This is a genomic window from uncultured Clostridium sp., assembly GCF_937920395.1.
Lineage (GTDB): Bacteria > Bacillota > Clostridia > Clostridiales > Clostridiaceae > Clostridium_AD.
This window is the reverse complement of record NZ_CALEVF010000390.1, coordinates 1-10446: the sequence shown is the minus strand read 5'-3', so window position 1 is coordinate 10446 and position 10446 is coordinate 1. Positions and strand designations below refer to the sequence as shown.

At 29.2% G+C, this 10446-nt stretch carries 12 protein-coding genes; 3 read left to right on the top strand and 9 right to left on the bottom strand.

The features are described 5' to 3' along the window. Window positions 1–556, bottom strand: a 556-nt coding sequence (locus tag Q0649_RS22825; RefSeq protein ID WP_298847417.1) for an ABC transporter ATP-binding protein, incomplete at its 3' end; no start/stop codon positions are given. Window positions 557–929: 373 nt separating this feature from the next. Here Q0649_RS22825 and Q0649_RS22820 point away from each other — a divergent pair. Then, the gene (locus Q0649_RS22820) at window positions 930–1385 is read left to right on the top strand and encodes a DUF441 domain-containing protein (protein WP_298847413.1); all 456 of its coding nucleotides are present in this window, start codon (window positions 930–932) and stop codon (window positions 1383–1385) included. 35 nt (window positions 1386–1420) lie between these two features. Here Q0649_RS22820 and Q0649_RS22815 read toward each other — a convergent pair whose 3' ends face one another. Continuing rightward, window positions 1421–1963, bottom strand: coding sequence for a cytidylate kinase family protein (locus Q0649_RS22815; protein ID WP_298847411.1), 543 nt, complete (start codon window positions 1961–1963; stop codon window positions 1421–1423). A gap of 56 nt (window positions 1964–2019) precedes the next feature. Continuing rightward, window positions 2020–2625: a hypothetical protein gene (locus tag Q0649_RS22810; protein ID WP_298847408.1), complete on the bottom strand. Its 606-nt coding sequence runs from the start codon at window positions 2623–2625 to the stop codon at window positions 2020–2022. A gap of 195 nt (window positions 2626–2820) precedes the next feature. Here Q0649_RS22810 and Q0649_RS22805 point away from each other — a divergent pair, with 195 nt between their 5' ends. Continuing rightward, entirely contained in the window at window positions 2821–4644 is a 1824-nt protein-coding gene (locus Q0649_RS22805; RefSeq protein ID WP_298847404.1) for a MutS family DNA mismatch repair protein, read from the top strand. Between the two features lie 79 nt (window positions 4645–4723). On the opposite strand, the gene Q0649_RS22800 is transcribed toward Q0649_RS22805, so the two are convergent. Beyond that, window positions 4724–5407: a hypothetical protein gene (locus tag Q0649_RS22800; protein ID WP_298847402.1), complete on the bottom strand. Its 684-nt coding sequence runs from the start codon at window positions 5405–5407 to the stop codon at window positions 4724–4726. A gap of 250 nt (window positions 5408–5657) precedes the next feature. Here Q0649_RS22800 and Q0649_RS22795 point away from each other — a divergent pair, with 250 nt between their 5' ends. After that, window positions 5658–5801, top strand: coding sequence for a hypothetical protein (locus tag Q0649_RS22795; protein WP_298847401.1), 144 nt, complete (start codon window positions 5658–5660; stop codon window positions 5799–5801). A gap of 106 nt (window positions 5802–5907) precedes the next feature. Here the strand turns inward: Q0649_RS22795 and Q0649_RS22790 are convergent, their stop codons facing one another. The 5 genes from Q0649_RS22790 to Q0649_RS22770 form a co-directional block, all read right to left on the bottom strand. Further along, window positions 5908–6657 carry an NADPH-dependent oxidoreductase gene (locus tag Q0649_RS22790; RefSeq protein WP_298847399.1) on the bottom strand — a complete coding sequence of 250 codons (750 nt, stop codon included), beginning with the start codon at window positions 6655–6657 and terminating at the stop codon, window positions 5908–5910. A 242-nt stretch (window positions 6658–6899) separates the two neighbouring features. Further along, entirely contained in the window at window positions 6900–7757 is an 858-nt protein-coding gene (locus Q0649_RS22785; protein WP_298847397.1) for an SH3 domain-containing protein, read from the bottom strand. Window positions 7758–7787: 30 nt separating this feature from the next. Then, entirely contained in the window at window positions 7788–7988 is a 201-nt protein-coding gene (locus Q0649_RS22780) for a hypothetical protein (RefSeq protein ID WP_298847394.1), read from the bottom strand. A 96-nt stretch (window positions 7989–8084) separates the two neighbouring features. Beyond that, entirely contained in the window at window positions 8085–9116 is a 1032-nt protein-coding gene (locus tag Q0649_RS22775) for a hypothetical protein (protein ID WP_298847391.1), read from the bottom strand. Window positions 9117–9161: 45 nt separating this feature from the next. Next, window positions 9162–10169 (bottom strand): phosphodiester glycosidase family protein, encoded by a 1008-nt coding sequence (locus Q0649_RS22770; protein ID WP_298847387.1) that lies wholly within the window; start codon window positions 10167–10169, stop codon window positions 9162–9164. Between the last annotated feature and the right edge of the window lie 277 nt (window positions 10170–10446).

The window sequence follows — 10446 nt, the reverse complement described above, 5'->3', positions numbered from 1 at the left end:
TAGATTCTTGCTGAAGATTATATAATTCATCTTGAAGTTGATTTCTAGTAATTGGGTCTAATGCACTAAAAGGCTCATCCATAAGAATTACATCTGGATTTGTTGCCCAAGCTCTTGCAACACCAATTCTTTGCTGCTGACCTCCACTTAATTCACATGGATATCTGTCTTTATATTCTTTTGGCTCCATACCAACCATTTTCAAAAGTTCAATAGTCCTTGCTTGTATCTTATCTTCTGGCCATTTTTCAAGCATTGGTATTATCCCAATATTCTCTCCAACTGTCATATGTGGTAAAAGACCTGTTTGCTGTATAACATATCCCATATTCCGCCTAAGCTTAATTGTATCTTGCTTAAGTATATTTTTTCCATCTAAGTTTATACTTCCTGATGTCGGTGGAATTAATCTATTAATCATTTTTAATGTTGTGGTTTTACCACAACCACTTTGTCCTACAATAACTATAAATTCTCCCTTATTTACTGTAAAACTAATGTCGTTTATTACGGTTTTATTCTTAAAAACCTTCCGTATGTTCTTAAACTCTAACATATAACCTCTCCTCAATATAATAATACATAGTTAGATAATTCTTATTATAAATTATTACTAACAACTTATATGTTATCATAGGTTTGCCTGTTTGGAAAACTCCATAAACTTTGAATAAATGTTACAATTCTATCAATATTAGGGTATGACCGATATATAGATAAAAATGTCACATATGCTACATATTAGTATGATTATTGGCTATATAGTCTTTTATTAGTCGATTTATGTTTTTAGTTGTCTAATTTGTGAATTTAAATAATTTATTATAGAACCAATATCGTATAAACCGAATAGTATATTATAATTGTATATTTTGTTTATTACCTAAAGAAATAAATATAAAGAAATATTTTTAAGGAGATGACTTGTTTTGAATCCAACCATTATTTTATTGTTAATTCTTGCCGCCTCAATATTTGGCAAAGCAAATTCGGTTGCCATTGCAACATGTTTTTTACTTATGGCAAAACTTTTAGGCTTAGACAAATATGTGTACCCACCTCTTCAAAAAAGCGGAATGACATGGGGGCTAATACTTCTTATAGCTGCTATTATGATACCTATCGCTAACGGCACCATAACATCCGTAAACATAAAAAGTGTATTTACATCCTGGGTAGGCATAATAGCATTATTACTTTCTTTTTTAACAACATATTTAAGCGGGCAAGGTTTAAACTATCTTACTGTTCAGGGACATAGTGATATAATGCCTGCCATGATAGTCGGAGCAGTAGCCGCTGCATCATTTTTAGGCGGGGTGCCTGTAGGTCCACTTATCACCTCTGGAATACTTGCAGTGTTTATGAAAGTTATCCATAAATAAAAAAAGTAATACGCGCATTTATTTAAATACGCGTATTACTTATTATTACATTCTCTCAACTTTTCTATAGTTTTCTTAATCACTTGATCCATAGTCATATGTGAAGTATCCATAACCAAATCATAATTTTTATCATTATTTAAATCAATGTTATACATTTCATTAAACCTTGTTACCTCAAGTCCTCTTCTTACAATTATCCTCTCTTTAGCCTCTTGCCTAGAAGTATAATTCTCGGACTTTCCTCTCTTGCTTTGCATAGCCCGCTCTACCGCAATATCTATATCTACTTTAAAATAGATTTTATAAGATTGTGGTATAAAGTGCCATGCAAGTCTGGCATCAAAGATAAAATCATCATTTTCTATCCCAATTGTAACGGTTCTACAATCAACCTCATGATCTAAATTGTTTTGAAACACATAATCATTGTATTCAATAATAGACATACCTTTTTCTACCGCAAGCTTTCTTTGTAATTCACCCACACTAAAATAGGTATAATCCATCGCCTCACATATTCCCTTAGCTACACTGCTCTTCCCTGAATATAAGTCCCCTGTTATAGTTATTTTCAATTTCACATCATCTCCTATACTTAAGAAAGATTAAGTCATTTAATTTAAAATGTACATTAATTAATTAGATTTTCCATTAGTGATTTTAAGGCTTTAAATCCCACCTTTCCCACTAATTTGTCCCCTTCAATTTCAAGACTGTTTATCGCAAGAGGAAATACCCCTTCTTTTATCTTTATTAAATTACCAGATACATAGAACTTATCATTACCTTGTTTTGAAATTTGGCTTATTACAAATTTTTTAGGCAATGGAACCTTACCTATTTTAAAATTGTCACCATCGTATGTAATCTCACCATCTTGCTCTGATATATTCCCAAGGGATGAAAATAATAAATCTTGATTCTTATAACTAAATGGAACTTCAATCAAAATTTTATTATCTGATATTTTTGTGTTAACTTCCTTAACTATTATATCGCCCTTTTGGATAGGCTCTTTAAAATACGACTTAACTATTCCATTCATATCCTCTTGAGTTACTTCAAATTGTCCACCATTTGTTAGTATTTCTTTACTAATTTTCTGCATAACATTTGAGGTAGCCGTTTTATCAACAACAACTTCATCCTTATACAATGCCATATATACAAAGATTGCAAATGCCACTAATAAAATAATTGGCACCACTCTTATTTTTTTCCTTTTAGTTCTAGACATATCTTCCTCCTTTATCCCTTTACTTATATATTATTCTTTTAACAATCTACTTATATTTTACCACAATTAATATATTCATAAGTCTAAATTAAGTAATTCGTACTAATTTACAATATTATACTAATATAGAAAATTGCGGTCCATGCCTTTAATATGGTATTATATATATAATGAACTTATCCTTAGGAGGTTATTATGGAAAGACAAAATACGCCTTACGCAAAACGAAAAAAACATTATGAAAATTTATTAACAAAGCAAACGCAAACCATAAGTTTTATAAGCTTATTGAGATTAATAATCTTTGTAGCTGGACTAGGTTTTACAATTTTTTTCTATATGCGAGATGCTTATTACTTAACAACTTTTGTATTAATTACAACACTTATCACATTCATAACACTCGCAATAAAACATAAAAAAATAAAACACAATAAAATCCGCTGTACTATTTTATGTGAAATTAATGAAAATTGCCTAAAACGTCTAGATAACAATTGGAAGGGTTTTTCTGATAGCGGACAGGACTTCGTTGATGAAACTCACAGCTACTCAAGAGACCTAGATATATTTGGTGATAACTCTCTTTTTCAATGGATAAACACCTGCATAACTTACCTAGGACGTCAAAAGCTTAAGGAAACACTCCAAAAACCTAAATATAATATTGAAGAAATATACAAAAGACAGAAAGCTATAAAAGAACTTTCTAAAAATATTGGATGGACACAAAGATTCGAAGCAGAAGCCATACTTAGTCAAAATAAAAATCATGATCCAGAACAATTGTTTAAGTGGGCAGAGGATAAAAATGAATTTTTCCTAAAACCACTAGTTATAGTCGTAATAAGAATATTACCTATAATAACCTTATCTCTTCTAGTAGCATCTTTTATATTATCGCGAGTATCATATAGAATATTTATGTTAGCAATAGTCCTTCATATAATACTTCTTTTACTTGGGTATAAAGAAGTAAGTAGAAATTTAGATACAGTTTATCAATATAAAGATTCTATTATTATATATAATAGGCTACTTAAACACATAGAAAAGAAAAAATTCAAATCAGAGTACTTAATAAAATTAAAAGAAAAGCTTGTAAATAAAGATGGAGTGAATGCTTCCACTCAAATTAAAAAATTAGCAAATCTAGTAACCGTAATATCTGACCGAAAAAACATATACTATTTACCAATAAATATACTCACTCTATGGGATTATCAATGTTTAATAAATCTACAACGATTTAAAAAAGCTAGTGCATCCTCTTTAAAAACTTGGCTTGAAGTTATAGGTGAAATGGAAGCATTAAATAGTTTATCAACCATTGCCTTTGAACACAGTGATTGGGCTATGCCAAAATTACAAGATAGTCCACCTATATTTGATGCTAAAAAACTAGGTCATCCATTACTTGGAGATAAGAGAATATACAATGATATTTATCTAAACAAGTCACAAAACATTATTTTAATAACGGGTTCCAACATGTCAGGTAAAAGCACACTACTTCGTACAACTGGTATTAATTTGGTTTTGGCATATACCGGCGCACCCGTATGCTGTGAAAGTTTTACCTGCTCTATAATGGATATTTACACTTGCATGAGAACAAGTGATAATTTAGAAAAAAATATTTCCTCCTTCTATGCAGAACTTTTAAGAATAAAAAAACTTGTAACAGCAACTGAAGATAAGAAACCAATATTTTTCTTATTAGATGAGATTTTTAAAGGAACCAACTCTATTGATAGACATACCGGTGCTAAAGTTTTAGTTTCGAAACTAAGTAATGAAAATGCTTTAGGTTTTGTATCTACTCATGACTTAGAACTTGGTGACATAGAAAAAACAAATAGAAAAGTTAGAAATTATCACCTTCGTGAATATTACAAAGATAACAAACTATACTTTGACTATAAATTACGAGTTGGTGTTTCTACCACTAGAAACGCATTATACTTAATGAAAATGGCAGGACTTGAAATTCCTAGCGATATTGAACTACCTAAGTAGATTTAATTTTTTATGCAAATAAACTTAATATTTTTTAAAAAAACTATCCAAATACAGTATATGTATTTGGATAGTTTTTTTACAATCCAAAAGATTTTTTTAATTGTGTTATACTATCTCCATCAATATTACAAAATATTGCTAATTTAATATCACTCTTACTATCCGAAGGAAGCTTACCATAAACGGATTTAACCTTGACCAAATCTGCCCTAAAATCATAGGAAGGATTGGTTTCTAGTTTGCCCACAGTTGAAATCATTATTGATAACATTTCTTTCTCATTTTTAGAATCAACTTGTAAATAAACGTTCTTTAATTCACCATGTACTTTGACTAGCGCAAGTCGCTTATTAGCTGCCTGTACTTGAACATCCTTAGTGTTTTTCTCTTTTTCCTTTGTAACTCGATTAGATTTTTCAACCTCCCCTCTTATAATTTGTAATTCTTTCTTTTTATCAATATCCGAAGCTTTATTATCTTCTTTTTTAATATCCTTATTAGAACTTTTAGAATATTTATTGTTTGCCACATCTACATCCTTTTGAGTTACATTAAGGTCACTCTTTTTTACCTGGGTTTTCTTGTTTTTATTTAAGTCCTCTGTTAAATTCGTTTTTGTACCAGTAATTTTATTATTACTGGATATCATAGATAAAAAGATGATAAATACACCTAACAAAATAACCAATGACAATGATAATATTTTTTTATTTTTTTTATTTTTTTTATTATTTTTTTTTATTGTTTTATTATTCGACATGTTTCTCCTTTTTTTGCTTAATACCAATATGTTATCATATTTATAATCATTTTACACTTTACCTTTGATTGTTAACAAAAAATTTATCCATGTTTCTGTGTAAAATTTATACAATAAAATTACCACAACAATTTTTGTTTAACAATTTACCCATGTATATATTTTAGCAATTTCCCTATCTTTCAATAGGTTTTTAATATTATTTTAGAGCAAAATAATAACATAGTAATATAGAGAAAGGAGAAATGTTATGAAAATTAATTCGAGGATAAAAAATTTTATTATATTGATTTCCATAATCGCTCTTTTTAAAGGTTACTTTTTGACTGATTATGCTGCTAAAAACAAAGACTATAAAGATAAATATGGTGTTTATTTAGTCTTAGCAAATTGATTCAATAAAATACAAAAAAAATAAAAAAAAATTGTATAATCTAACCTTAGGATATAATAATCTAAAAGGAAAGATTGTACAATTTTTTTAATCATAAAATTTACTTTTATTTATTACCATTAAATCCTTGTTTTTCAAGTGATGCCTTCACTTTTGGATAATAAAAAAACTTATACGTTCCTGATATATCTTGGCTCCATGAATTACTAAGTCTACCATTAGTTACTTTTATCATATGATCTTTAACTACTTTATCATATTTTTTGATTTCTGATTTTAACTCTAGTGGATCTTTATTGTAAACTTCTTTATTATAGATCACATTTTTAGGAAATCTTGGTTTAACTTCTGACTCATCAGCAGGATGACCAATGACAAGTCCCACCATGGGATATACAAATTCAGGTAATTCTAAAAGTTCAGCTACTGCCTCAGCTTCTTTTCTTATACCTCCAATTGGTACAATTCCAAGACCTAATGACTCTGCTGCAGCTATAGCATTACTAAGTGCTAATCCTACATCTACTGCCCCAACTAATTTTGATTCTTCACTTTGCGTAATTACAAACTCTTCCCCATTAATTTCAGCTGCAAGCTTAGCTCTATAAAAATCTGCACAAAACACTAAGAAAACAGGTGCCTTATCTACATAAACTTGATCTCCCACAAGTTTTGATAACTCATTTTTCTTCTCTACATTCTGAACACCAATTATAGTAACTTGTTGCCCATTAATAGAAGAAGGAGCAGCTTGACTAGCTTTTATTATAAGGTCTAAATCTGCCTCACTTACAGCATCAGATTTATAATCTCTAACTGATCTATGATTATTTAATAATTTAATTACTTCATTCATATTCTCGTCTCCATTTATTTATTATTTGCTAATAATGCTTATTAACTACATGGTACTCTCTATTATTTGTTTTGTCAATATTTAGTATAATTAAATTTTATAATAAAAAATAATGGCGCCTATGTTAGTTATAATTGTTGTATCTTACCCCAACAAAAATTACGAAAAAAGGCGTCATTTTGAGATTAATTATATCAATGTGCTTTTAAATCTAATATTTTTAATCTTGATTTTCCCATAGGTTAGTCAATACTAACAACTGCTAGCGCTAACTCAGGCTTAACTGTTATTTTTACATATTGAGCACTTATATAAGCTGTTTTACTAAAGAAAGTTATTTTGTAAAAATTATTTGTTTTACCAGTTATAATAACATTGGTTCCACTTTGCATGCTTCCGAGGATTGAATAATTTGTTCCAGCTCCACTTCTTACACTCAAGTTGTTTGTAGTTGTTATACCATATTGCGTTGTGTATACAGTGGGTGGTTTTACTACCACAGGTTTAACCGTTATTTTTACATATTGTCCACTTATGTAAGCTATTTTACTATTATAAGTTACTTTATAAAAATTATTTGTTTTACCTGTCATAATAACTTTGGTTCCAGTTTTCATACTTCCAAGGATTGAATAATTTGTTCCTGCTCCACTTCTTACGCTCAAGTTGTTTGTAGTTGTTACACCATATTGCGTTGTGTATACAGTGGGTGGTTTTACTACCTCGAGCTTAGCTGTTATTTTTACATATTGTCCACTTATGTAAGCTGTTTTACTATTATAAGTTACTTTATAAAAATTATTTGTTTTACCTGTCATAATAACTTTGGTTCCAGTTTTCATACTTCCAAGGATTGAATAATTTGTTCCAGCTCCACTTCTTACACTCAAGTTATTTGTAGTTGTTACGCCATATTGCGTTGCGTATACACTAGCAAAAATTTTTATATTTTTATCAATACGACTTGTACTACTTTTATAGCTTGTACTATTTAACCCACCTACAGTTACAAATGTCATAGCAATAATAGCAGTAGCTATAACAACCTTTGTTTTTAATGAACCTTTTCTAACTTCTGTTAAGTTTTTAATATTTTTCAATGTCAATCCTCCTTTAATCACATATAACCCTCAGCTATTTTCCTTAACCTTAAAAATTTTTCTAACCAAAGTTTGACCAATTAATAAAGTTGAAATTGCGATACAAAGATATACCCAAAAATTCAAATTATACACATCTTTTATAATTAGTATTATCATCATAGTAAAAAAAATCCATACAAAATCAATGATATTTAATGTCTTTCTTGAAAACCTTTTTTTTATTGCCATAGAAATACCCCCCTTTATCCGCTTGAATCTATAAAAAGTATATCATATCTCCATATTACTATATTACAATAATGGTAAATATTTTTAATTTTATAATTATTTAAACGGAGTAAAAGAGACTGTGTTATTTACAAGAGACACTACTCCCTTATCATATAGTTGAATAAATTTCCCGTGATAGGTAGTTTGAGTTCCAGAATTTATATCTTTAATAACACCTTTTAGTGAATCATGTTGATATATTTTACCATTACCTGATACAAATAACTCTTCTTTATAGCAAGGTGTATTTAATTCAATTGATTTCCATGTACTAGTATCTTGTGACGTTTTACCATAATAAACTTTACTTATTAAATTATCCTTTAATTCTGCAAGATATATAGTATCATCATCAGCAGCAGCAGCAATTAATGTAAGGTTATCAACACCTCCAACACTTATGGCATTTTGATTACCAGTAACATATATTTTATTATAGACTAATCCTTCATATACCAATTTATCTTCATGGCGAGTCAATACAATATTACCCACGAGCTTAGGTATTGTATCAATCTTTGACATATTTGGGTTTCTATCGATTCTATAAATACTGGTTTTATTAGCATTGTTTGATAGCTTCACATAAGTAAGTCCCGTTAATGGTGCTGTTTGAATACCGTCTACTTTAAGGTTAGTTACACTTTTATCTAATTTTATCGTTTTTACTTTTTCATTTTTTACGGCATCGTAAGAATATAATATTAAGTTACTAGATTCATTATCACTTTCTTTCTCTACTAAAAGCATTCTATTTCTGCTTGGCACCCATGAAGCAAAAGAAACCTTACATCCATCCGCAGGCTTTATGCTTTTAGTTTTACCAGTCAAACAATTAACAATTACTAATTTTTCATCATCATAATAAGAAATATATTTTGCATCATAAGATACTAATATATTTTCTGCATTTGTTGGTATAGTAATATCATCTTTTTTAGATTTTGTACTTACATCTTCGACAACTTTTTTAGAAACTGCCTTTGAATTAGTAGCTAAAAAATAATGATCAATGTAAAAGAGACCTAAACATTGTAAACATAAAGATACTACTACCCATGTGACTATTCTTCTCGTCCAACTCATATTTCTTTCTCCTTTAACTTCAAATATTCCATAATATATTTAAATCTATTTTATATTATCTATATACATAATTGAAGGTACAGATCGTTCTCCCAAACTATCTGATGGGCTATTTATAACTTCATCATCATAAAATAACGTAGAAGAAGAACCTCCATCTAAGTTACTAGCATTATAAGCTCCGTAATCATATAATACATCCTGTGCTTCCTTTAAAGTAGCTCCTAAACTTCCTAACTGCCTACCATCAATTACTAAAAATATTATCGCTCCATCTTTTGTTTGAGCTACACACGTTCTAGGTGCAATACCCCATCCTCCATCACCTTTAGTAATAGTCTTTTGTCCATTAACTATAAGTGCTGGTCCAAAAGATACTGCCTCTGTTACTCCAGCTGTTTTCATCTCAGAAAGACTATGAGGGCCAACTAATAATTTCCCTGATTTAGTCATTGCTACAACTGATGCTTTTTTATTAACATCTGTTATATCATTCGAAACAATTTTTCCATTAGCCATTATAATACCAGTTGGATTTGCCCCTGTACCTATCCATTTTGTTCCATTATCTATATCTTTAAATCCACCAGCATTGATTGCTGCAATCGCATTATTATCCTTTGCAATATCACTAGTTAATTGTCCTTCCTTATGAAGCAAACTAGTGTAACCTACTTTTAACCTAGTTGGGTCTTTAATTAATAATATGTAGCCTTTAAATTTATTTCCTTTTATATCATATCTTTCTATACTACCATCATCTTTATTTTCTACCTTTACACCATCTAAGTTATTTTGGACTAAAACATGCACTCCTTGATTGTCCAAAATTTTTGCTATTGCCTTTTTAGATAAAAAGGTTGTTGCAAGCCATTGTAATGAATAAGTGGTCATTGCCGCACCTACTACTGTAGTCTTCACATTTTTAAATGGACCATAATAAATCATAAATGGGCCAGTAATTGTTGTAAACACCAATTCAAATATTATAAATAATAAAACAAGTGTGCTTGTGCGTTTTTTAGTTTTTCTGTGTTTTTTTATTTTTCTCATACTTCCCATCCTTTTCTTTATTGTGTTATGTACGCATTATACTCTCGAACTACTTTAAGATTTAGTATATTTTACGTTTACATATAAATATATGATTAATTATACTACAACTCGCTATATATTTGGCATAAAATCATAATGCCGTAAACACAAATAAACTTTTTATTACATAAAATTTATTATTAAAACTACAAATGAAATTATATTTCCAATATATTTAATAGGGGCCGTCTCAAAATAGAAAGTAATTTCTATTGCGAGATGGCTCTTTTTTTCT